Origin of the sequence: Streptomyces sp. NPDC101225, assembly GCF_044767585.1 — a bacterium.
Taxonomy (GTDB): domain Bacteria; phylum Actinomycetota; class Actinomycetes; order Streptomycetales; family Streptomycetaceae; genus Streptomyces.
Genome location: NZ_JBIWOE010000011.1, coordinates 156,883 through 180,771 on the forward strand (window position 1 = coordinate 156,883; position 23,889 = coordinate 180,771).

The window sequence follows — 23,889 nt, forward strand, 5'->3', positions numbered from 1 at the left end:
GGGTCAGCGGGCGATGCGGTACCGGTGTTCCGGGCGGCCGTTGGTGCCGTAGCGGAGCTCCAGGCGGACCGTGCCCTCCTTGGCCAGGTAGGACAGGTACCGCTGGGCCGTGGCGCGGGAGACGCCGGTCGCCTCGGCGGCCTCCGCGGCCGAGAGCGCGCGCTGGGCCGCGCGCAGGGCCTGGTGGATCGCGGTGAGCGTGGGTGCCGAGTGGCCCTTGGCCGGTACCCGGGGGACGGCGGGCGGGCGGGCGGCGCTGAACAGGGCGTCCACGTCGGCCTGGTCGGCCGTGGACGCCCGGCTGAGCGCGTCCACGCGGTCGCGGAGCTGGCGGTAGGCGTTGAGGCGCTCGGCGAGGTCGGCGGAACCGAAGGGCTTCACCAGGTAGCCGATGGCGCCCAGTTTCATCGCCGCGCGGACCGAGGAGATGTCGTGGTCGGCGGTGATCATCAGGGCGTCGGGGCGGGTGGCACCCTGGTCCTGACTGAGCCGCCGCAGCACGTCGAGTCCGCTGCCGTCGGGCAGGAAGATGTCGAGCAGCAGCAGATCGGGGTGCAGGGCGCGGACCGCGGCCAGGGCCTCGGCCACGGACGCCGCCTCGCCGACCACTGCGAAACCCGCGACCCGGCGCACGTAGTCACCGTGGATCTGGCCGACCCGGAAGTCGTCGTCCACCACGAGGGTCCGGATCATCAGAGGTCGCCTCCCGTCGGCAGCGCCGTCGTGAACAGGGCGTCCCGCGGGGCCGGGGCCGCCGTCGCGTCCGGCTGCGGCAGTACGACCGTGAACACCGCGCCCGGGCCCTCGCCCACCGTGATCGTGCCACCGTGGCGCTGCACCAGCCGGTGCACCAGGGCCAGCCCCAGGCCGCGGCGCGCGGTGCCCCGCTCGGGACGGGACGACCAGCCGTCCTCGAAGATCGACTGGGCGGAGCCCGGGGCGATGCCGGGACCGTTGTCCGCCACCCGTACGAGGATGAGCTCGTCGCCCTCCACCAGCGTCAACCGGATCAGCCGCCCGGCGTCGGCGGGTGGCGCCTCGGCCGTCGCGTCGATGGCGTTGTCGAGCAGGTTGCCGACGATGGTCAGCAGCCGCCGCAGGTGCGGCGGGTCGTCGCCGAGCGCGGAGTCGTCGGTGAGCTCGATGCGTACCCCGCGCTCCGCGGCGACGGTGGTCTTGGCCACGACGAGCCCGACCATCAGCGGGTTCCCGATGTGCTCGCGCACGGCCTCGGTCAGGGCCTGCCCGGAACGGGCCGTCTCGATGGCGTACTCGTAGGCGGACGCGTGCTCGCCGATGTCCAGCAGTCCGGCCAGGGTGTGCATCCGGTTGGTGAACTCGTGCTGCTGGGCCCGCAGGGCGTCGGTCAGCCCGCGTACGGAGTCCAGCTCGCGCAGCAGGCCGATCAGTTCGGTGCGGTCCCGCACGGTGACGACGGCGCCCAGTTCCCGGCCGTGCAGGGTGACCGGCCTGCGGTTGACGACCAGGCAGTGGTCGTCGGTCAGCACGCTGACGTCGGCGCCGGGCAGGGTGCCGTCCAGGGCGCGGCGCAGCCTGCCGTCGGGCAGCACCTCCTCCAGCCGCCGGCCGAGCGCGCTCCCGAGGCCGAGCAGCCGCCGGGCCTCGTCGTTGACGACGGTGATCCTCCTGTCGGGGTCGAAGGCGACCACTCCCTCCCGGATACCGTGCAGCATCGCCTCCCGGTCCTGCAGCAGACCGGCGATCTCCTCCAGTTCCAGACCGAAGGTGGTCCGCTTCAACCGCCGCGCCAGCAAATAGGCCGCCGCCGCGCCGATCGCGGTGGCGATGGCGGCGTACAGCCCGAAGGTGGGCAGCTCGCGCCACAGCTCGCCGAGCACGTCGTGCTCCGGGATGCCCACGGACACCTCGCCGACCAGCGCGCCGGAGGGCCCGTACAAGGGGGCCTTGCCGTTGGCGGAGCGGCCGGTCGCGCCGTGGTTGATGCCGACGTGCGACCGGCCGTCCCTCACCACGACCGGCTCGGCCACCGGCTCGCCGATCAGAGCGGGGATGGGGTGCGAGTGACGTATCCGGTGCAGGTCGATCACGACCACGTACGACGCCTCGGACGTCCGGCGGATCCGTTCCGCGACCGTCTGCACCACGTCGCCGCCCCCGTGCTCCATGGCCTGCCGGATCTGCGGGTCCGCCGCCGCGGTCTGCGCGATCGCCAGCGCCCGCTGCTCGTAGGACCGGTCGAGTTCGGCGCGCTGGGCGAAGGCGAACAGGACGAAGCCGATCAGGCCGGTGAGGGTGAGGATGACCAGCTGGTTGGCGAGGATCCGCGTGGAAAGCCGACGCTTTCCGCCGCGGCCGGTGCGAAAGGGGATGGCTGTCACGGGTGCCTCTTCATGCTGGTCGAGCAGTGTTGCGGGGCGGCCCACACGCCGTACCCGGGTGGCGCGATTGTGCCCGATGGCCGAGATGCTGCCCATACCCCGTTCCGTGAGCAGAACGAGCAGAAGCCCGCTTTACGCAACTATCGCGAGATAGCTCGGAAACAGCGACGCAACACCCCGCCGCCTCTAGCGTCTGCCTTCCTCGGCCTGCGAGGAACTCCGAAAGAAGGAAGGAAGCGGCCCCATCATGGCTTCGCGCAACGATGTCGCGACGAGCCCGGGCGCCGATGCGGCGGACCAGACGAACGCGCGCATCGAGATCTCCGGGCTCACCAAGCGATTCCTGACCCCTGCCGGTGAGGTGTTCACGGCGCTTCAAGGCGTTTCGTTCACCGTGGAGCCGGGCCAGTTCTGCGCCGTGGTGGGTCCCACCGGCTGCGGCAAGTCGACCACCCTGAGCATGGTGTCCGGGCTCGACCGCCCCAGCGAGGGCTCGGTGAGGGTCGGCGGCCGCGAGGTGAACGGCATCACCGACGGCGTCAGTTTCATGTTCCAGACCGACGCGCTGCTGCCCTGGAAGACCGTCCTCGGCAACGTGCTGATGGGCCCCGTCTTCCGCGGGGTGCCCAAGCAGCAGGCGCAGGCCTCGGCGCGCGACTGGCTGCGCCGGGTCGGCCTCGCGGGCTTCGAGGACCGCTATCCCCACCAGCTGTCCGGCGGCATGCGCAAGCGCGTCGCGATGGCCGCTGCCCTGATCAACGAACCCAAGATCCTGATCATGGACGAGCCGTTCGGCGCCCTGGACGTGCAGACCAAGGCGATCATGTCGACCGAGCTGCTGAGCCTGTGGGAGCAGATCCGGCCGTCCGTCGTCTTCATCACCCACGACCTGGACGAGGCGGTGGCACTCGCCGACCGAGTGGTCGTGATGACGTCCAGCCCCGGCTCGGTCAAGGCGGTCTTCGACATCGACCTGCCCCGCCCGCGCGGTTCCGTCCAGGAGATCCGCTTCCAGCCCCGCTTCATCGAACTCCAGCACCAGATCTGGGACACGCTGCGCGAAGAAGTGGAGCGCGCCTACGCACTCACAGCAGGAGACACGGAATGAGTACGACGTCCACCGCCTCCACGCTCTCCGTGACCGAAGGCGGCAAGAACCCGGGCGTGAACGCCGCGCAGCGGGCCGCCCGGCGCCGGGTCGCCCTGGTGTGGGCGGGCCGGGCCGGCCTGACCGTCTTCGTCATCGGCGGCTGGCAGGCGTTCACCACCTGGGGCATCGTCGACCCGTTCTTCTTCGGGCAGCCGTCCGGGATCTGGCAGCGGCTGATCGACCTCTTCGAGCACGGCACCCAGTTCGGCTCCTTCTACTCGAACATCTGGACCACCATCCAGGAGGCGCTGGCCGGCTTCGCCGTGGGCGCGATCACCGGCGTCGTCTTCGGCGTCGTGCTCGGGCAGAGCCGCTACCTCTCCGACGTGCTCGGCCCCTACATCAAGATGGTCAACGCCATCCCGCGCATCGTCCTCGGCTCGATCTTCATCGTCGCCTTCGGCATCGGCGTCACCCCGAAGATCCTGCTCGCCGCGGTGCTGGTCTTCTTCATCGTCTTCTTCAACGCCTTCCAGGGCGTGCGCGAGGTCGACCGCAACGTCCTCGCCAACGTCCGGGTGCTCGGCGCCTCCCGGATGCAGATCACCCGGCACGTCATCGTGCCCTCCGCCCTGACCTGGATCATCGCCAGCCTGCACAGTGCCTTCGGCTTCGCCATCGTCGGCGCGCTCGTCGGCGAGGTGCTCGGCGCGCAGAGCGGGCTGGGCCTGGTCATCAAGACCGCGCAGAACAACTTCGACCCCAACGGCGTGTTCGCCACGATGCTCGTCATCGCGGTGATCGTGCTCGGCGCGGAGTGGCTGATCGGCAAGCTCGAACACCGGCTGCTCTCCTGGCGCCCGCCCGCCGCCTCCGAGACGAACGTCCTCTGAGCCTCGAGCCCCGCTCCCCGCTCCCCGCTCCCCGGTTTCCGTTCTCCGGTTTCCGTTCTCCCCGGTTCTCCGTGCTCCCGCACCCGAGAGCAGTCCCCGTATTTCCCGCAAGGGCACCCGCAACCCCGGAAAGGTGAAAGCCCCGCCATGCTCAACAGAACCCTCACCGCGTCGATCATCACCGTCCTCGCCCTCGGCGCCGTCACCGCGTGTTCCAGCAACTCCGGCAGCTCCGTGTCGTCCGGTTCCGGCTCCACCCCGACCGTCAAGCTCATGGTCGGCGGCATCGACAAGCAGATCTACCTGCCCTACCAGCTCGCCCAGAACCTCGGCTTCTACAAGAAGTACGGCGTCAAGGTCCAGCTGAGCACCGAGCAGAACGGCGGTGTCGGCGCCGAGGAGGCCATGGCCTCGGGCCAGGTGGACATGGCCGGCGCCTGGTACAACCACACGATCGAGTTCCAGGCCAAGGGCAAGGCGGTCGAGGACATCGTCCAGCTGTCCGGTGCGCCCGGCGAGCGCGAGATGTGCGCCAAGAAGAGCGGCGTGAAGTCGGCCGCGGACTTCAAGGGCAAGACCCTCGGTGTGACCGACCTGGGCTCGGGCACCGACACCCTCACCCAGTTCATGGCGGCCAAGAAGGGCATCAAGACCGGCCAGTTCCACCGGCTCGCGGTCGGCGCGGGCTCCACCGCCGTCGCCGCACTGCAGAACGGCAAGGCGGACTGCGTCATGACGACACAGCCGACCGTCACGGCGATCGAGAAGAAGGGCGTCGGCACCTCCGCGGTCGACCTGGCCACCACCACGGGGGCCAAGGCGGCCCTCGGCGGCGCGTTCCCGGGCGCGAGCGTCCTCGCCCGCACCGACTGGGTGAACGCGCACAAGGACACGGTGCAGAAGGTCGTCGACGCGCTCGTGGCCACCATGCACTGGATCAACTCGCACAGCGCGGCCGACATCGCCGACAAGCTGCCCTCGTCGTTCGTGCAGAACCAGCTGGTCACCAAGGCCGACTACGTCACGGCCCTGAACGAGGACAAGGGCCAGTTCCTGCCCGACGGGATCATGCCGGCCGGCGGACCGAAGACCTCGCTGGCCACCGAGCAACTGGTCGGGAACGTGACCTCGTCGGTGGACCTGGGCAAGACGTTCACCAACGAGTTCGCCCTCAACGCCAACAAGAAGGAGGGCTTCACCACCACGACGACCCCGGCCGGGGCCGACGGCTGATCCTGCGCCGCTCACGGGGCCGTCCGGGCGAGCACCGCCCGGACGGCCCTTTGCGCCGAGGCCGCGTGAGCCCCACGCGGGCGGACGCGCACGCGGTGCCCGGCGGTCGCCCGGCCGAACAGGAGGCGCGGCGGGCCCGGACCGTGCCCGTCCCGCGGCACACGCGTGGTACCGCGACCGGTCCGACGCCTGACTCACCGTCACCGGTCGGCGGGTCGTACGGCGCGCCGGCTCGCGGGCACCCCGCCGGTCCGCGCACCCGTGCGCGGATGGTGGTCGAGCCAGCGGTGGGCGGCGAGTTTGACCCGGTCCTCGACCAGGAACCAGGCAATCGCGTATCCCCACACAGCGGCCGCCCAGCCCCAGCCGAGCGGAGTCATCAGGGCGCCGTAGACGGCGATGAGGGTCGCGATGATCTGGGTGCCGAGGACCGCGCCGAGCAGGATCGGGGCGGGGGCCGGGCGGGTCCAGAACGGATGGCGGGTGCGGGTGACGAAGATCGTGAGGTGCCCGGAGACGGACAGTTTCAGATAGATCAGGGTGCGTACGAGATCCCGGTCGAGACCGAAGACCTGGTCGGCGAGGGCGAACAGCAGGAAGGTCTCGGCCACGCCCATCAAGCCGATCGCGGCGGCGATGACCATCACGGTGCGCATGTCCCAGGAGGCCGGCTCGTCCGCGCCGCGGACGTGGTCGTAGGCGATGGACAGGATCGCCCCGTCGTTGAGCAGCGCCAGAAACACGATCATGACGGGGGTGACGGGAAAGAAGGCGAACGCGACGATCGCCAGGGTGATCAGCAGCAGGACGCGGATCGTCTCGGCGATGCGGTACGTGGCGTACGAGACCATGCGGGCGAAGATCTCCCGGGCCTGGCGGATGGCGTCGACGATGACCGACAGGCCGGGGGCGAGCAGGACCACGTCGGCCGCGGCACGGGCGGCGTCGGTGGCGCCGGAGACGGCGATGCCGGCATCCGCCTGTTTGAGGGCGGGGGCGTCGTTGACCCCGTCGCCGGTCATGCCCACGATGTGGCCGCGGTCCTGGAGCAGTTTCACGATCGTGTACTTGTGCTCGGGGAACACCTGGGCGAAGCCGTCCGCGGCCTCCACCCGCGCCACCGGCGACTGCTGCTCCCGCCCGTCCGCCGCCGCAGCGTGCCGGACCGTCCCGTCCGTCTCTTCGGCGGCCGTCTCTTCGGCGGCCGTGAGGGTGTCCGCGGGAAGGATGCGCTCGCCCAGCCCGATCCGACGGGCGATCTCCCGGCCGATGGCCACCTGGTCGCCGGTGACCATCTTGACGTCCAGACCCAGCGCCCGGGCCGCGGCGACGGTGTCGGCGGAGTCCTCGCGGGGCGGGTCGGCCAGCGGCAGCACGCCCAGCAGCCGCCAGTCGTCGGCCGCGTCACCGGTGGTGCGGGCCACGCCCAGGGAGCGGTAGCCGCGGGCGGCGAAGTCCTCCGCCACCGTCGCGACCCGCCGCGCGGCCGGATCACCGGCGCACAGTGCGGCGATCACCTGCGGAGCGCCCTTGCTCACCCTGAACCGCCCGCCGTCCGCGACGGCGACGGTGGCCTCGGCACGCTTGGCGACCGGGTCGAACGGTACGAAGTCCATCACCCGCCCGTCGACGGGCGCATCCGTGGACGCCGCGGCGAGGACGGCCAGGTCGATCGGGTCGCCGTCCTCCGCCCGTGAGGCCAGAGCCGCCGCGCCGAGCAGGTCGGGCGTCTCGATGCCGGGGGCGGCCCAGGGGGTGGCCACCTCGAGCCGGTTCTGGGTCAGGGTGCCGGTCTTGTCCGAGCACAGCACGTCGATGCCGCCCAGTTCCTCCACCGCCGGCAGGTGCGAGACCACCGCCTGGCGCCGGGCGAGCTGGCGGGCGCCGACCGCCATCGTCACCGACAGCACCGCCGGCAGCGCCACCGGCACCGACGCGATCAGCACCACCAGGGCGAACTCCAGCACTCCCAGCACCCTGCTGCCGCGCGCCACCGACACCGCCACCGTCACGGCGACCAGGGCGATCGCCGCCACGATCAGGTACTGGCCGATCTTGACCACGGCACGCTGGAAGTGGCTGACCGTGCCGGCCTGCTGCACCAACGCGGTCGTACGGCCGAAGAAGCTGGCCGCCCCGGTGGCGTACACCAGCGCATCGGCCGCACCGCGCACCACCACCGCCCCCGAATACAGCACGTCCCCCGTCCCGCGGCCGACCGGCAGCGACTCGCCCGTCAGCGCCGACTGGTCCACGTCCAGCCCACCCGAGTCCAGCAGACGGGCGTCCGCCGGGATCACGTCCCCCAGCCGCAGGCGGATCACGTCCCCGGGCACCAGCTCCCGTACCGCCACCGTCTGCCAGGTGCCGTCCCGCAGGACCCGGGCCGTGGTCGCCAGACGCTGCTTGAGCGCGGCGATGGCACCGGCCGCCTGGTGCTCCTCGGCGAACGCCACCCCGCCGTTCATCGCCAGCAGCACCCCGATGATCGCCGCGTCGGTCCAGTGCCGCACCAGCAGAGACAGCACCAGCGCGACCTCGATCATCCAGGCGATCGGCCCCCAGAAATAGCCCAGGAACTCCAGCAGCGGGCTGCGCCGTACTTCGGCGATCTCGTTGGGTCCCGTCCGCTGCAGCCGCCCGCGCGCCTGCTCTCCGCTCAGCCCCCGCTCGGAGCTGTCCAGGGCCGCCAACACAGCCGGCAGCGGATCCTCCGCCAGGGCTGCCTGGCCCGTCGGGCTGTGCCGTTCCTCTCCGCCGACCATGCGTGGCCTCCTGCACCAGGCGTGTGCCTGGAACGGTCGTGGCTGCGCCCGGCCCCCGGCCCGCAGGCGGGGAACCCCGCCTGCGGCAGGCGTCACCGAGCGCGCCGATCGTCACCGGTTCGCCTTCCATTCTCGTCCGGATCGCGGTCCGGGCCGGACATCTGTGTTCGGCCGTTCTGCCGCCCGCTGTGTCCTCGGTCGTTCTGCCGCGCGGTCCGCGGCGGGCGGTCAGGAAGGCGACCGCGCAGACGGCCGACCCGTGCGCGTGCGGGTGCACCGGGAGCACGGCGGCCCGTCTTCCGAACATCCTCAGCCGGTGTCAGCGGGCCCGCCCGGCGGTACGATCAGGGCGGACGCCCAAGGCGACCGCCCTGGGTGCTCGCCCAATACTCCGGAGATTCCCATGACTCCGACATCGGTGGAGCGAGGCAACGAGACGCGGGCCCGGTTGCTGGAGGCAGCGGCGCAGCTGATCGTCGAGGTCGGGTGGGGTGCGGTGACCACCCGGAAGGTGGCCGACCGGGCCGGGGTGCGGCAGGGACTGGTGCACTACCACTTCCCCACCGTCACCGATCTGCTCATCGACGCCGCGCTGGACTCCGCCCGCCGCGAGGTGGAAGGGGCCATGACCGCGCTCATGGACGCGACCGACCCGGCTCTGGGGATGGAGCAGATGCTGACCATGATGGCGACGTACTCGGCCGGCGATCCGGCGACCGTGCTGTACTCCGAGATGCTGCTCGCCTCGGCACGGCACGAGCGGCTGCGTGTCGGGTTGTCCCGGCTGATGCGCACCTGGCGCGCCGCGGCGGGCGACTGGCTGCGGCGGAACGGAGCAGACGGGGACACGGACACGGCGGCCGTCCTCCTCGGAGCCGCGATCGACGGGCTGGTGATGTACTGCATCGTCGACCCCACCGTCGCCGACCTGCCGGTGGCCGGCCCGCTGCTGCGTCTGGTCGGGTTCAGTGACAGCTCATCGGAGAGTGACAGCTCATCGAAGAGTGACGGGGCACCGGAGCGTGCCAGGGCACGGCAGGGCGACGGGTCGCCGGAGAGCGCCGCAGGCGCCCCGCCCGACCACGTGCAGGAGAGCAACGCCGCGTTCCCGCCTGCCGGATCCGGTACGGCGACAGCGGACGACACCGGGAGGGACGTGCGATGACGGAGGAGAGGGCGGCGCTGAAGGCCCCGGTACCACGCGGCGGCGTACACCTGCGGGGCGTCGTCAAGACCTACGGCACGGGTGAGGCGCGGCTCAGCGCGCTCGACGGCGTCGACCTGGACATCGCGCCGGGCGAACTGGTGGTGGTGCTGGGGCCCAGCGGCTCGGGCAAGACCACGCTGCTCAATGTGATCGGCGGCATCGAGTCCGCCGACGAGGGCGAACTGACGGTGGCGGGAGTGGAGTTGACCGGCCGTGCGCCCAAGGAGCTCGTCGCCTTCCGCCGTGACCGGGTGGGGTTCGTCTTCCAGTTCTTCAACCTCGTACCGACCCTGACGGCGCGTGAGAACGTCGAGGTGATCGTCGAGTTGACCGGCCGCGGGCAACGCCGCGACGTGCCCCGGCTGCTGGAACAGGTCGGCCTCGCGGACCGCATGGACCACTTCCCCGCCCAGCTCTCCGGCGGCCAGCAGCAGCGCGTCTCCATCGCCCGCGCCCTTGCCACCGACCCCGACCTGCTGCTCGCCGACGAACCGACGGGCGCCCTCGACGTGGCCACCGGCAAGACCGTGCTCAACGTCCTGCAGGAGACCAACCGCCAGGGCCGTGGCGTACTGATGGTCACCCACAACGCGTCCATCGCCTCGATGGCACACCGCGTGATCACCATGCGGGACGGCCGCATCCAGTCCGTGGAGCGCAACCCCTCACCCTCCGACGCGATGGCCGTGAGCTGGTGACGTCGTGAACCGCATCCTGTTCGCCAAGACCCGCCGGGATCTGCGCCGCCGCCTCCCCCAGTTCGCCGCGATCGCGGTGACCGTCCTGGTCGGCGTCGTGCTGTTCATCTCCAGCTACGAGGCCTACCAGAACCTGAGTGCCTCCTACGACCGCACCTACGCCCGACTGCGCTTCGCCGACGTGACCGCGAGCGGCGGCAGCCCCCAGCAGGTCGCCGCGGCCGCCCGTCGTACCCCCGGTGTCGCGGCCGTGGCCGGCCGCACGCAGGGCGATCTGCCGCTACGCGTCGGCGGCGACAAGCTGCTGGGCCGGATTGTCGGCCTGCCCGCCGGCGCCCAGCCCGACGTCGACCGCGTCGATGTCACCTCCGGCCGCTATCTCGCTCCCGGCGATCCCACCGGAGTCCTGGTCGAGCGGCACGCGGCCCAGACCTTCACGCTGTCACCGGGCGACCGGCTGCGCGCCTTCGACGGATCGGCCTGGCGCACCTTCACCGTCCGCGGGATCGTGGACTCGGCCGAGTACCTCTGGCCCGCCCGCAACCGCCAGACACCCCTGAGCGATCCGCACTCCTTCGCCGTGATCTTCGCTCCTGAGGCCACCGCCCGCGGGCTGGCCGGGCCGTACGCCGACAGCCAGACGCTCGTACGCTTCACCGACGACGCCCGCGACACCAGCAATACCGCCACGACGCGGCGCGTGACGGCAGACCTGCGGGCAGCCGGTGCGGTCGACGTCGTCCCGCGCTCCGAGCAGGCTTCGGTGGCGACCCTGCAGGAGGACCTGGACGGCTTCCAGCAGCTCGGCCTGACGTTCCCGCTGCTGTTCCTGGCCGCGGCCGCCGTCGCCGCGTACGTGCTCATCACCCGCCTGGTGCTCTCCGAGCGCAAGGTGATCGCCACCTTCCTCGCCGCGGGCGCCCCGCGCAGGCTCGTCGTGCGCCACTACCTCAGCCACGGCACCCTGGCCGGCTCCGCGGGCGCCGTCGCCGGGGTCGTGCTCGGCACCCTCGCCACCGACGCGGTCACCCGCGCCTACACCGGTGCCCTGAAGGTCCCGGACACCGTCATCGAGCACCGCTGGCCCGTCGCCGCGGTCGGTCTCGCCTTCGGCCTGCTCGTCGGCCTCGTCGGCGGCATCGCCCCGGCCCTGGCCGCATCCCGCGAGGCACCCGCCGAGGCCATGCGCGGAGACGGCCGCGCCCTGACGCCACCGGGTCCGTGGAGCCGTGCCATCGCCCGGGCTCGCTGGATCCCGGTCACCGCCCGGCTGGCGCTGCGCGAACTGACCCGCAGCCGGCGCCGCACCCTGGCCACCATGACCGGCACCGTCCTCTCCCTCGTCCTGGTGCTCGCCTCCGTCGGGATGATCACCAGCATGCGTTCGATGATGAACGTGCAGTACGGGACGGTGCAGAAGGAGGACGCCACGGTGACGGCCGACACCCACGCCACCGGCCTGGAGAACAGCCTGCGTGCCGTCCCCGGGGTCGCGCGCGTCGAAGCGGTGGCCACCGTACCGGTGACGCTCTCGGCCCACGGCCACTCCTACGCCACCTCGCTCATGGGATACGAGCGGAACACGGCCATGCACGGCTTCCGCGGGTCCGACGGGACCACCCTGCGGCTGCCGGCCCGCGGTGTGCTCGCCGGCAAGGCGATCACCGGCAGGCTGCACGTCAGGGTCGGCGACATGATCACCGTCGACTCCCCCGGAGCGGGAGGGCGCCAGGCCCGTCTCGCGGGCGTGCTCGACGAACCGCTCGGCACGTTCGTCTACGCAACGGACAGCACGGCGCGCGCACTCACCGGTGCCGACGCCCACTCCTACCAGCTGCGCTTCGCCCAGGGCTCGACCGCACACGCCCGGGACGCCGCCCGTGCCACGATCAGCAACCTGGACGGCGTGGTCGCCTACACCGACGCCAAGGCCCTGCGCCAGCAGTTCGACAAGTACCTGGGGCTGTTCTGGCTCTTCGTCGGCATCATGCTCGTCCTCGGCGCCATTCTCGCCCTCACCGTCATCTACGTGACGATGACCGTCAACGTCGCCGAACGCACCGGCGAGCTGGCGACGCTGCGCGCCGCGGGCGTCCCGTTGCGCCGGGTCGCCGGCCTGCTCGCCATGGAGAACCTCACCGCCACCCTCGTCGCCGTACCTCTGGGGCTGGTGGCGGGAGCCGCCGCCGCGTGGGCGGCGCTGCGGTCCTTCAGCAGCGACATGTTCCGCATGGAACTCACCCTGGGCTGGGGGGCGCTGCTGTCCGCCGCCGTCGCCGTGCTCGCGGCGTCGCTGCTGTCGCAGATTCCGGCGATCCGCGTGGTCCGCGGCCTGGACATCGCCCGCGTCGTACGCGAACGCGCCCAGTAGTGCCGCACCCCGCGAAGACCGACGCGCGCTGGGCGCGCGCCGCCGCCCTGGCGTATCCCGGGAACCGTGCTCGCCTCGGCGGCACGTCCGCGCCACAGGCGGGTTCCCCCCGTGCGGGACAGGACGGCTGAGCGGGGCTCGATCGTCGCCGGTTCACGAGTGTCACAGTGCTGTCCGAAACGCATCTGTCCGGCCCTCACCCTGCACATTTAGTGATCGTCGCCGTATTCATCATACTGTCACCGGCAGTCGGCGGAGTAAGGGAGTTGACCCTCATGCACAACCAGGACGCGGCCTCATCGGAGGCCGGCGGTGAACGGCTGGTCGCCGGCCGGTACCGACTGCTGTCCGTGCTCGGCGAGGGCGGCATGGGCACCGTGTGGCGGGCGAGCGACGAAGTGCTGCACCGCGACGTCGCGGTCAAGGAGGTCCGTGCCTCCATCGAGCTGCCCGCCGAGCGCAGCAGGCAGATGCACGTCCGGCTGGAGCGGGAGGCGTGGGCCGCGGCACGGGTCAACGCCCGTGGTGTCGTGACCGTCCACGACGTCGTGACCTTCGACGGCCGGCCGTGGATCGTCATGGAATTCGTCCCCGGCCCCTCCCTCGCCGACGTGATCAGCGCCGAGGGCGCCCTGGCGCCGACGGAGGTCGCGCGCATCGGCGTCGAGGTGCTCGCCGCACTGCGCGCCGCCCATGGAGCCGGTGTACTGCACCGCGACGTGAAGCCCGCCAACGTGCTGCTCGCCGACGAAGGGCGCGTGGTCCTGACCGACTTCGGCATAGCGACCGTGGAGGGCGACACCGCGCTGACGATGACCGGCGAGGTCGTCGGATCCCCCGAATACCTCGCTCCCGAGCGGGCGTTGGGCCGAACGCCGGGCACCGCTTCCGACCTGTGGTCTCTCGGGGCGCTCCTCTACACGGCCGTGCAGGGACGTTCGCCGTTCCGCCGGACGTCCGCCCTGTCGACGCTGCGCGCCGTCGTGGACGACGAGCTTCCGCCGCCGCACCGGGCCGGACCGCTGACGTCGGTCATCGAGGGACTGATGCGCAAGCGTCCCGAGGAGCGGATGGGTCCCGAAGAGGCCGAGCGTGAACTCGCCCTGGCCGCACGAGCGTTGGCGGCGCCATCTGGGGCAGGGACCGACACCACGGTGGTGACCACGGCTTCGGCTACGTCTTCGGCTACGGCTACGGCTTCTGCCACGGAGGGCGTCACGGCCGCGGTCACCGCGCCGGTCACGACCACGGAGAAGACCCCTGCCGACGCGACGGCGACCGCGACCACCGCGACACAGGCGCCCGCGGCCGACGGGGCTGCCACTGCTCCGGTGACCGCACCCACACCCGTGGCCGCACCGCTGGGTGCGTTCGGGCCTCCGCCGAGCAGCGAGGGATTCGGGTCCAGGGCGGTGGCACCGGCTCCGGCAGCCGGCTCCGGGCACGACACCGGTTCCACGCCCGCCTCCGCCCGGCGCGGCCGCCGCAGCGCCTATCTGATCGGGGCGGCGGCGACCGTACTGGTCCTGCTCGGTGCGGGCCTCGCCTACACGCTCACGAACCAGGACGACAAAGGCACCAAGGACGCCGGAACCGGGACCGCCGGCAGCGCGTCCAAGCCGGTGTCGGTGGCCGTCACCGGCGACTCCACCACGTACGACGGGAGTTGTCCGCCGGGAGAGGGCCAGGCTCCCTGGTTCACCGCGACGTTCAGGACGGACCGGGCCCCGGTCCAGTTCTCCTACCGGTGGGTCTCCGACGACGGAGCGGTGGTGGACCGAGAGTGGCGGACCCTGTCGTTCCGTGAGGGCGACCCGACGACCAAGAAGGAGACCGTGCGCCTGTCGACGTGGGCGCAGGGCGGGATACTGAAGAGCACGATGGCCGTGGAGATCAAGTCGCCGTTCGACACGAAGTCCAACTCTGTGGCTTTTTCCATCACTTGCCGACCGAACAGCGCGTGACGAGGCAACGTTTCGTTCATACTTGGACCAATCTGTTTCCCCCAAGGAGTTTCCGTGCTGTCGGTCATCGTTGGACGCACCGGTCCCTTCACCGGTCAGAGCGTGGTCCTCGGAGACGCTTCGCTGACATTCGGGCGCAAGAGTGACAACGACGTCATCATCGTCAGCGTCAGCGCTTCCCGTTTCCACGCCGAGATCGTCACGGAGAACGGCGCGTACGTCCTCCACGACCGCGGCAGCCGGAACGGCACCTTCGTCAACCAACAACGGGTGGAACGTCATGAGTTGGCGCCCGGCGACACCATACGCATCGGCGACGAGACGTTCCTGTTCGAGACGCAGGAAGCCGTGGAGACGGTCATGGACCTCTCCCAAATGGCCCTGCCGCGCGCCGACGCGGTCGTGGACCCGGGGATCCTCCGGGTCACCGTGACCGGTGGTGGGCCCGTCGGCCTCGCCTTCGCCCTGATGCTGGAGGAGGCGTTACCCGGACGGGTCGCGATCACCGTCTACGACGGCCGGTGGGTCCGCAACGGCACGTCCGTGGTCTGGAAGGACGCCACCCAGGGCAACGTCCGCCGCCAGCAGGTCGTCACCGTCCAGAGCCGGCAGTACCTGGCGCTGCCGGAGGAGATGCGGTCGGCGATGTTCGGCGACAGCGGCCAGTTCTCCGAGATGTGGCCGCTGGGCCCGGACTCCGTGGACGGCAGGCCGCCGCGCAACATCCGCATCGCCTACATCGAGGACCAGCTGCTCGAACTGGCCAACCGCAAGTCCGCGATCCGGCTGGTGCCCAAGCGGTTCGACGCCACCGAGCAGGAACAACTGATCGCCCGCGACCATGTGCTGGTCATCAGCGAGGGCGGCCGATCGCGTACCCGTGAGCACTTCGCCGACCGCTTCGGCTCGGCCGACGCCTCCATCTACTCCCTCGACGGTGAGCACATCCAGGACGTGGTGCTCGGACTCAAGGTCAAGTCCCGTCTGTCGGACCCGATGAGCGTGCTGCTGACCGTGGCGCAGAACCGGTTCCTGCTCAATTCGCTGCGCGGCGAGGGCTTTCTGAACATGCGCCTCACCCGAGAGGAGGCACGCAACGTCATCGGCATCGACCCGGTGCGCCAGGTCTTCGAGGAGTGCATCGCGGCCCGGCCGTGTGTGATGAGCCGCCACGAGGACAACGAGTTCGTCTGCCCGACCCACGGCACGCTGTTCCTTCCGGCGCTGCTGCGCGGCTCGCCGCTGTGGAAGCGGATCCTTGAAGGGCTGCGGCTGTTCGACGTACCCGAGGAGGACCTCAGCGCGATCACTTCGTTCCGCCTCGACATGGTGCAGCGCCCGCGGTTCACGGCCCAGCTCACCCGCCCGACCGCGGACCGTCCGGGGACGTACGGGTTCCTCCTGGGGGACGCGGCCAACGCCATCCACTTCTGGCCCGGGCGGGGCCTCAACAGCGGTCTGGCCTCGGCCGTCTCGCTGGCCCGCTCCCTCAGCCGGGTCTGGCGCGGTCGGCCGCTGCGCGACGCGGACTTCATCCGGCACGAGGCGGCGATGTCGATGCTTCAGTACCGGCACAAGAGCCGGGCGTGGAACGCCATGGTCACGACGGACGAGCGGGGTGTCACCCGGGCGATCAAGGACATCATCGACGGCAGCATGGAGGCCACAGCACCGTCGGGGTCGGGCGCCGCGAGCCGCCACCCCTTCGGCCCGGCTGCGGCCTCGGCGCCGGCCTCAACGTCGGCCGAAGCCGACCTGGAGATCCTCCTGGATCGCATGCGGACGATCCGCGAGCGGCTGGCACCCCGCCTGCCGGGCCTCCCCGACGACGACGCGCTCCGGGCCCACCTCTCCGCTCTGGCGCCCGCGACCCTGCGCACGCTCCAGGAGAGCGGTGCGTGGGACACGCTGATCGTCGGTGGCGAGGAAGCCGACATCGACATGTTCTACCAGCAGGACGCTCCGGTCTTCGTCCCGGCGACTCCCCGCCCCGAACCGATCCCCGACCCGCGCGCCGCGGCGCTCCTGGACCCGGCCTGACGGTCCGTCCCGGCGAACAGGTACCCGGACGGCCACCGGAACGGTCAACGACCCCACCGACGGGATCACTCACGATCTCGACGTCGCCGCCCACAGCGACGGCGGCGCGGGCTTCGCCGAGCGGAAATTGCCTCTGCTGATGCGGTAGGACGGTTCGGACTCAGATGCAAAGACTCCGTTGCAAGCATTCTTTTGCATCGCTATCTTTGTCACCATGAACGAGCCCCAGGACTCGCATGTGCGCAATCTCGATGCCCGATCCCTGCGCGGGCTCGCACACCCACTGCGCATGCAACTGCTGGACGCACTGCGTTTCAGCGGCCCGGCCACCGCGTCTCAACTCGCCGAAAGACTCGGCGAGTCCAGCGGCGCGACCAGCTACCACCTGCGACAGCTCGCCTTTCACGGCTTCATCGAGGACGCCCCGGAACGCGGCAAGGGCCGGGAGCGGTGGTGGAAGGCGGTCCACAAGGGCCTGCGCTTCGACGACGCACTGCTCACGGACGCCAGCCCGGACGTGCGCGGGGCCGCCGACATGTACCTCCATGAGGTCGCCACCGCCCAGACCCGGGACCTGTCGACCTGGCTCGGCAACCGCCAGGCATGGCCGGAGGAATGGAACCGCACCTGGGACATGAGCAGCGCGACGCTACGGCTGACGCCCGAACTGACCCAGGAGCTCGTCGAGAAGATGCACGCGCTCGTGGACGCCTACCGCGACCGGGCCGCCGACGAGGACGACGCCAACACCGCCCAGGTACGCATCCACACCCATGCTTTCCCCCTCACCACGGAGTGAAAGGCCACAGCCCGATGCACCCCGAGACCTATCTTGCCCTGCACCATGCCCGCGCCGCCGAACTCCGCGCCGAAGCGGACGCGTACCGTCGCGCCGCAGCGGCCCGGCACCCCCGGGACCTCCGTACCCGTCTCGGCTGGGCGCTCGTGGAAGTCGGCCTGCGGATGGCCGCCGCCCCCAAGGCGGCAACCGCCCTTCCTTAGCGCCGTTCACGACCACCGCCTCCATGGGAAACATGACGGTGAGGATGGGGAATTGACTGTCGCCCAACCCGCCCGATAGCCGACGACCGCACCGCCTGCCCTATCTGAAGCGCGGGGTGGGCACTGGGGGCGCGGGACGATCGAGCCGGGTGATGAGGGTGCGGGCGACCCGCTGGAGTTCCTCGTCGTGTTCGAGCCTCTGGAGTCCGTCGCCGCGCTCCGGCTGGGCCAGTTGCTCGCGGAGCAGGGGCAGTGCCGGTGCCGCCAGGGCGCCCATCCGGTCCAGGCACGCCACGACCGCGTTGGCCGTCGCCGGTTTCTGGGCGAGAGCTTGCAGCAGGACGTCCAGGACGGCCGGCGCCTCGTCCTCGCCGCCGATCTCCCACAGCGCGGCCGCGCTAGGCACCCGCACCCACTCGTAGCCGTGCGTCAAAAGACCCCGCAGACGTGGCAGCGCGGCGGAGGCGGGCGGCCCGATCTTGCCGAGCACATCGGCCGCCTCGCTGACGCGGAAGGTGATCGGGTCATCGAGGAGGTCGAGCAGGAGCGGCAAGACCTCGGCCAGGTCGCCGCCGACGGCCCACAGTGCGGTGACGGCGGCGGGCCGTACGTGCGCATCGGTGTGGGTGGTCAGCGACTGGATAGCCTCGCGTGCGCCGGCTGCCGCCGGACCGAACGCCCGCAATGCCTTCAGGGCTGATGCCGTGACGCCGTGCTGCTCATGGCGTACAGCGGCGCCGAGCGCGACGACCACCGTATCGATCGCAGCCGGGTCGCGAAGCGCGGCCAAGGCGGCCAGGATCGCGTTGGCGCTCATCCTGGTCCACTCCTGGGAGAGGTCGAGGCGTCGCAGGTGGCCGCGGAGCCGGGGCACCAACTCGTCCGCAGCGTGCGGCAGATGCCGGGCGACCTGGATGGCGCGCCAGGAATCGACGCCGCTGTCCAATGCGGCCAGCACACTCGGCAGAGCGCGTATGTCACCAAGGCGTGCCAGGGCCCGTGCGGCCGCCTGGTGGCTTTTGCGCAGCCGTGCATCGGGGGTGGCCCAGACGTTCGTGCCGTGGGCCGTACGTTGGGCGTCGATGTGTGCGGCGAGTGCTTCCCGGGCCGGGTCGGCGATCGGGTGACAGACCTCCAGGACGGCCGCGGCCTCGCTGGCCACCTCCAGGTCCGGCGTGGTGAGTTGGCCGGCGACCAGCATCAGGAGGCGGGTGTGGTCTCCACGCCAGGTCCGCATCAGCTCCCCGCTCATCCGGACCGCGTCCAGGCGCGTGCCGGGGTCGGGGCTGGCCAGCTGCTCGGCCAGCACCGCGGTGCGCTCAGCCACCCGGCCCCCCAGCGCTTCGTGGAAAGTGCGCAGCAGGCCGGTGGTCGGTGCGTACATCTGCGCGCTGTGGTCGAGATCCTCGAAGGCGGCGACGATCTGGGGCGGAACTCCCTGGGTGGGGACCGGGGGACGGCTCGGGGCCGGTCTGATCGGCTGCACGGGCAGGTCTCGGGCGCTCTTGTGCAACAGGGCGACAGCGGCAGGTACGACGTCGTCGCCGATCTGGCCCGGCGCGCAGCGGGCCCGCTGGATCAGGGCCGCGAGCCGGGTCACCGGCCCCCACGCCGGGTCGGCGGCCAGCCTAGTGAGCCAATCCATCACGTCTGACGAGGCCGCGGGCATGCGCAGCGCCAGGGTGGCCGCCGCGTCCAGGATCCGCAGACGCGCCGCGACACCGCGCTCGGCGGTCAGCCGGGCGCGCAGCAGGGCGGTGGCCTGGCCGGCATCGTCGAGGAACAGCCCCAGCCCGGGGATCGCGGCCAGGCGCACGTTCGGGTCCGGGTCGCCGGCGAGTTCGGCGAACTCCACGCCCCGCGCGCGCAGGAACGTGACGGCCTGCACGCAGCCCGTCGGCGGGTAGTACTCGATCTCCGTGCCGTCGTCCGCGAAGCCCTGCTCGAGGGACTCCCGCCCGATGCTGACCACCAATGCGACCACGGCGGCCCGGTCGGGTGTGGCGCCGTCGACGGCCAGCTCGAACAGGAAGGGCAGGCTGGCCGCGGTGGACGGGTAGACGCTGCTCTGGTGGTGGACGGCACTGTAGAAGCGGTCGAGGGCCTTGCGGCGCTCCTCCATGTGCGGGCAGCGCAGCGCCCTCAGCAGCGCCGGTATCTCCCCGGCTGCGCCGTACGCGTGCTCCAGCAACGACCAGTCGATGTCATCAAGGCCCTCGAACATGATCCGAACCATGCCAGGCAGCACTGACAAGCGAGCCGTTACGGCCGACTCGACGCCACCCACGTGGACCCCTGAGGCGGGTGTCGTGGCGCCACCAGGCCGGGGATCCGGTCCACACCCCCACGCTGGTACAAGAGCGTCTGACTGCCAGGCCCTATGCCTGCTGGGGTACGGCAGTAGCGGTGCGGGTGAGGCGGGCCCGGAGGCGGGTCGCGTCCTGGCCGGGCGGGAGGCCGTAGGTGCTGCGGTACTCACGGTTGAACTGGGTGGCGCTCGCGTATCCGATCGCCTGCGCGATCTGGGCCGCGGTGGCGCCTCCGGCGACCAGGCGCCGCCGTGCCTCCTGCAGCCGTAGGTGTTTCTGGTACCTGAGCGGGCTCATGCCGGTGGCTGCTTTGAAGTGCCGGTGCAGGCTGGCGGGGCTCATGTGTGCCATGGCCGCGATCTTGTCGATGCTGAGCGGCTCGGTGTAGCGGGCACAGATCCATTGGGCCACCTCACGCACCCGAGACGTGGTCGAGTCGCCCAGCGACCACTGGCGCAGGATGGGGCCGAGGGAGCTGCGCAGCAGCCGGTAGAGGATCTCGCTCTCGACGCGGGCCGCGAGGGGGCGGATGTCGTCGGGGGTGTCGAGGAGCTCGACATAGCGCGTGAGCGCGTCGATGAGTTCCGGTGTCATCGACGCGGCCACCTGCGCTTCGACCGTCAATGGGGTGGCCGGTCCCGTCTCGTGCAGCTCGACGAGCAGTTCCGTGAGCGCCTGGCTGTCGAATCGCAGGACGGCGGAGCGGTAGGGCGCCTTCTCCACCGCGACGGTGACGGGCAGGGCGATGGTGGTGAACAGCATCTCGCCGGCGTGAGCGACATGGGCGAACTCGCCCGCGGTGGTGCGTTTCCTGCCGGCGGCGACGAAGCAGAGCATCGGATCCTCCAGCCGGTCGGTGGGCTCGACGGTCTGGTCGAGCGCGACCAGGGTGAGCCGGGGGACGGCGGTCGCCGAGCCCACTCCCACGAAGTGCCGGTCGATGGCCGAGGCGAGGCGGTCCAGCATGACACCCTCCATGCTTGAGAGGATCAGGCAAGTCTATGCGACCGGTGCCCCATGCCCTCCGGGTGCCGCGTCCCTAGCGTTGGGGACATGGCACAACGCACCACCAAACCCGCACAGCGCCCCCTCCACGGCCAGGCGGTTATGTGGTGTCGAAAAGCGCGACGCCAGGTTCCTGATGGACGGTGGCGATGCTGCACTGTCCGTCCGGAGCCCCGTGGGCGATCGTCGTGACCGTCGCACCGAGCTCGATCCGTCCTGGCCTTGAGGCAGATTCAAAACGGATCATCTGCAGCGTCAACATCCCTCCCGCCTGCCTTGCAATCGACCCCACCCGTTCGGCTGAGCGGGGCGCTCGGACAATTCGGGCTCCGTCGCCGCGAAGGCCCGGCGGCCGGAAACGCCGCGTGTCGGCACCGCGGACTTGACCGCCCACCAGTAGGACCGCGGCCTATCCCGTGTGACCCCCGTCAGGGAAGCCGCCCCTTGTTCCGTACGGCCCGCAGCAGCGTGGCCGTTGATCGAAAGGCTTGAACCATGACTCGTCGTCTTGACGGAACCGTCGCCCTGGTCACCGGGGCCTCCAGCGGTATCGGTCACGCCACCGCCCTGGAACTCGCCCGAGAGGGTGCCTCCGTGGCTCTGGTCGGCCGACGCGAAGACCGGCTCACCGGCCTCGCCGGGGACATCACCGACGCCGGCGGCACGGCCCTGGTCGTGCCCGCCGACATCACCGACGCCCAGGCCGCCGGGGACGCGGTCGAGCGGACCGTCGAGCACCTGGGACGCCTGGACACACTGGTCAACAATGCCGGCCTGATGCTGCTCGGGCCCGCGCCCGGCGCGGACCTCAACGACTGGCGGCGCATGATCGACATCAACCTCATGGGCCTGATGTACACCGCTCACGCGGCCCTACCCCATCTGGTCAAGGCCGCCACGGGCGGGCCGCGCCGGGTCGCCGACATCGTCAACATCGGCTCCCTCGCCGGACGCGGCGCCTTCGCCATGTCCGCCGTGTACTGCGCCACCAAGTTCGGTGTCGGCGCCTTCAGCGAGGCGCTGCGCCAGGAGCTGGCACGCCAGCACGTGCGGGTCTCCGTCGTGGAGCCGGGCAGTGTCGACACGGAACTGCGCACGCACAACCCGGACGTCATCCAGCAGCACATTGTCGCCGCGCTGGGCGACATCGACCGCCTGCAGAGCCAGGACGTCGCCGACACCGTCGGCTACATCGTCACCCGCCCCCGCCACGTGGCCGTGGCCGAACTGCTCGTCCGCCCCACCGAGCAGGTCTGACCACGAGGCCGGCCGATGAAGATGAACCGGCCCGGCAGCCGACCCGGTCGACCCGGTCGACCCGGTCGAGCCGGTCGAGCCGGTCGAGCCGGTCGAGCCGGTGCCAGGATCAACACCGGCATGGTCGAGCTGGGGGGCGGGCGACGTGCATCCCGCCGTCGCCATCGCGGTTGCGGCCACGCCGTCAGGCCGGCGTCCGCCACGGCGCTTTCGCGGAACACGGCCCCGTCCAGGCCCTCTACCGGGACGGAACCGTGAGAGCGTTACCGCGCGAGGCGCGGCGAGTGCGTCCGTGTCATGAGCGGCGACTGCGCCCGGCCGCGTACACGGTGCCGGCTCCGACCGCGAGCACCAGGGCCGCGCCACCCGCGATCAGGCCGACGGGCGCGCTGGATCCGGTCTCCGCCAGCGGGGGCGTGCTCTCGCTGGGCGTCGGCTGCGGAGTGGTGGGCGGTACCGACTGCTGCGGCGGCACATCCGGCGTCGTCGGCGGCGTCGGGGGTGTCTTGGCAGGCGTCGTCGGCGGAGTCGTGGGCTCCTTGGGCGGCGTGCTGCCCGACGGGGTCGTCGGGGTGCTTGGCACCGGCTTCGACGGGGAAGGGCCGCCCGGCGATTCCGGTGTAGCGGGCGTGCACGGCTTCTCCCCGCCGTTCCACGCCGCTATCAGGTGGTAGGGGGTGACGACGCCGCCGGGCTCGTAGGGGGCCGGGCCATGGCCCTCGCCCGTCCCGCCGTCGTAGGTGACGTCGTCGCCGTACAGGTCGATCTGGCCGTAGCAGTCCGGCGCCTTCACGGTCAGTTTCTGCCAGGACCGCTTCGCGTCCTGCGCGCCGGGGATGTCGGCGGCGGTGAGGTGGACGGTGGCCTTGTCGACCAGGGTCTGGTGGCCGGAGGTGTACCAGTTGGGGCCCTCGGTGGTGTACTCGGCCAGGGAGACAGGGTACGTGCAGCCGTCCCCGACGGTCTGGCCCGGCGCCAGCCGGACCTCGACGGTGCCCGGGGCGGTGTCCCAGAGATGGAGCCCGCCCTGCGAGGTCCAGTCCGCGCCCACGACGTTTCCGTCGGCGCCGACGATGCGGTACTGGACGGTCGCCGACGGGCACGCGCCGGACGAGGCGGCGCTGGCCGTACCGGCTGCGAGCACGGGACAGGCGACGGCGGTGAAAGCGGTTGCAGCCAGTACGGCGAGAGTTCTTGTTCCTTGGGAACGCGACAAGTTGAGCCTCTACCAGGGTGAAGGTGTGGGAGGTGGCCGAGCGCGGACGACAGGTGCACGAAGGGAAGACGGTCGAGGACGCGCTGTCTGCGTGCACGGTCGTGACGCTCTCGTCGCTCCGCTCGGCAGTAGCCCGGCGGAGCAATCTGAATTCTTGTCACCTTTCACAGCGTCCGTCAATTCTTCACAGACCCAACACAGTTCACTTCTGGCACATGACGGCAGCAGGTCCTACGCGAACACCACCAAACCGGCAACAGATGACGTCGGCGTCGCCGCCCTTGCCGCCGAACCGCCCGGAACGCGTCGCAGAAACCGCTCTCCCGTGGGCGCGTCCCCGTCTCGGGCGGGCACCTGAAGGTCACCGGCGGGGCGCTGTGCACGAGGACCACACGCGGCCGCCGGGTGATCAGCCACCACGACGCGCCGGGGCTTGCTTAGCAGGAGAGCAGCGGATCGAACATTCCGCCGGAGTGGCG

General features: G+C 71.1%; 17 protein-coding genes. 11 read left to right on the plus strand and 6 right to left on the minus strand.

Going from position 1 to position 23,889, the window contains the following annotated elements; all coding sequences use genetic code 11:
• Window positions 1-3: 3 nt before the first annotated feature.
• Both ACIRPX_RS18455 and ACIRPX_RS18460 read right to left on the minus strand, forming a co-directional pair.
• Entirely contained in the window at window positions 4-693 is a 690-nt protein-coding gene (locus ACIRPX_RS18455; protein WP_404195230.1) for a response regulator, read from the minus strand.
• A complete protein-coding gene (locus tag ACIRPX_RS18460; protein WP_404195233.1) occupies window positions 693-2,360 on the minus strand; it encodes an ATP-binding protein in 1,668 nt (555 codons plus the stop codon). Before ACIRPX_RS18460 ends, ACIRPX_RS18455 begins: the two co-directional genes overlap by 1 nt.
• 247 nt (window positions 2,361-2,607) lie before the next feature.
• Between ACIRPX_RS18460 and ACIRPX_RS18465 the strand changes: the two genes are divergently transcribed.
• From ACIRPX_RS18465 to ACIRPX_RS18475, 3 genes are all read left to right on the plus strand, one after another.
• Window positions 2,608-3,468 carry an ABC transporter ATP-binding protein gene (locus tag ACIRPX_RS18465; protein ID WP_404195236.1) on the plus strand — a complete coding sequence of 287 codons (861 nt, stop codon included), beginning with the start codon at window positions 2,608-2,610 and terminating at the stop codon, window positions 3,466-3,468.
• Window positions 3,465-4,343 carry an ABC transporter permease gene (locus tag ACIRPX_RS18470; protein WP_404195239.1) on the plus strand — a complete coding sequence of 293 codons (879 nt, stop codon included), beginning with the start codon at window positions 3,465-3,467 and terminating at the stop codon, window positions 4,341-4,343. The genes ACIRPX_RS18465 and ACIRPX_RS18470 overlap by 4 nt, the downstream gene beginning before the upstream one ends.
• 147 nt (window positions 4,344-4,490) lie before the next feature.
• Window positions 4,491-5,576 carry an ABC transporter substrate-binding protein gene (locus ACIRPX_RS18475; protein ID WP_404195241.1) on the plus strand — a complete coding sequence of 362 codons (1,086 nt, stop codon included), beginning with the start codon at window positions 4,491-4,493 and terminating at the stop codon, window positions 5,574-5,576.
• A gap of 200 nt (window positions 5,577-5,776) precedes the next feature.
• On the opposite strand, the gene ACIRPX_RS18480 is transcribed toward ACIRPX_RS18475, so the two are convergent.
• Window positions 5,777-8,341 carry a plasma-membrane proton-efflux P-type ATPase gene (locus ACIRPX_RS18480; protein ID WP_404195244.1) on the minus strand — a complete coding sequence of 855 codons (2,565 nt, stop codon included), beginning with the start codon at window positions 8,339-8,341 and terminating at the stop codon, window positions 5,777-5,779.
• Window positions 8,342-8,744: 403 nt separating this feature from the next.
• Here ACIRPX_RS18480 and ACIRPX_RS18485 point away from each other — a divergent pair, with 403 nt between their 5' ends.
• From ACIRPX_RS18485 to ACIRPX_RS18515, 7 genes are all read left to right on the plus strand, one after another.
• A complete protein-coding gene (locus tag ACIRPX_RS18485; RefSeq protein ID WP_404195246.1) occupies window positions 8,745-9,506 on the plus strand; it encodes a TetR/AcrR family transcriptional regulator in 762 nt (253 codons plus the stop codon).
• A complete protein-coding gene (locus ACIRPX_RS18490; RefSeq protein WP_404195249.1) occupies window positions 9,503-10,246 on the plus strand; it encodes an ABC transporter ATP-binding protein in 744 nt (247 codons plus the stop codon). Before ACIRPX_RS18485 ends, ACIRPX_RS18490 begins: the two co-directional genes overlap by 4 nt.
• A 4-nt stretch (window positions 10,247-10,250) precedes the next feature.
• A complete protein-coding gene (locus tag ACIRPX_RS18495) occupies window positions 10,251-12,617 on the plus strand; it encodes an ABC transporter permease (protein ID WP_404195251.1) in 2,367 nt (788 codons plus the stop codon).
• 275 nt (window positions 12,618-12,892) lie between these two features.
• Window positions 12,893-14,581 (plus strand): serine/threonine-protein kinase, encoded by a 1,689-nt coding sequence (locus tag ACIRPX_RS18500; RefSeq protein ID WP_404195254.1) that lies wholly within the window; start codon window positions 12,893-12,895, stop codon window positions 14,579-14,581.
• Window positions 14,582-14,635: 54 nt separating this feature from the next.
• Entirely contained in the window at window positions 14,636-16,621 is a 1,986-nt protein-coding gene (locus tag ACIRPX_RS18505; RefSeq protein ID WP_404195257.1) for an FHA domain-containing protein, read from the plus strand.
• Window positions 16,622-16,835: 214 nt separating this feature from the next.
• Window positions 16,836-17,420 (plus strand): ArsR/SmtB family transcription factor, encoded by a 585-nt coding sequence (locus tag ACIRPX_RS18510; protein ID WP_404195260.1) that lies wholly within the window; start codon window positions 16,836-16,838, stop codon window positions 17,418-17,420.
• 14 nt (window positions 17,421-17,434) lie between these two features.
• The gene (locus ACIRPX_RS18515; protein WP_404195262.1) at window positions 17,435-17,623 is read left to right on the plus strand and encodes a hypothetical protein; all 189 of its coding nucleotides are present in this window, start codon (window positions 17,435-17,437) and stop codon (window positions 17,621-17,623) included.
• A gap of 100 nt (window positions 17,624-17,723) precedes the next feature.
• Here ACIRPX_RS18515 and ACIRPX_RS18520 read toward each other — a convergent pair whose 3' ends face one another.
• Window positions 17,724-19,847 (minus strand): HEAT repeat domain-containing protein, encoded by a 2,124-nt coding sequence (locus ACIRPX_RS18520; protein ID WP_404195265.1) that lies wholly within the window; start codon window positions 19,845-19,847, stop codon window positions 17,724-17,726.
• A gap of 154 nt (window positions 19,848-20,001) precedes the next feature.
• Window positions 20,002-20,910: an AraC family transcriptional regulator N-terminal domain-containing protein gene (locus ACIRPX_RS18525; RefSeq protein WP_404195268.1), complete on the minus strand. Its 909-nt coding sequence runs from the start codon at window positions 20,908-20,910 to the stop codon at window positions 20,002-20,004.
• A 522-nt stretch (window positions 20,911-21,432) separates the two neighbouring features.
• On the opposite strand from ACIRPX_RS18525, the gene ACIRPX_RS18530 reads away from it, so the two are divergent.
• The gene (locus ACIRPX_RS18530; protein ID WP_404195271.1) at window positions 21,433-22,194 is read left to right on the plus strand and encodes an SDR family NAD(P)-dependent oxidoreductase; all 762 of its coding nucleotides are present in this window, start codon (window positions 21,433-21,435) and stop codon (window positions 22,192-22,194) included.
• A gap of 295 nt (window positions 22,195-22,489) precedes the next feature.
• On the opposite strand, the gene ACIRPX_RS18535 is transcribed toward ACIRPX_RS18530, so the two are convergent.
• On the minus strand, window positions 22,490-23,338 hold the full coding sequence (locus tag ACIRPX_RS18535; protein WP_404195274.1) for a hypothetical protein: 849 nt from the start codon (window positions 23,336-23,338) through the stop codon (window positions 22,490-22,492).
• Window positions 23,339-23,889 lie beyond the last annotated feature (551 nt).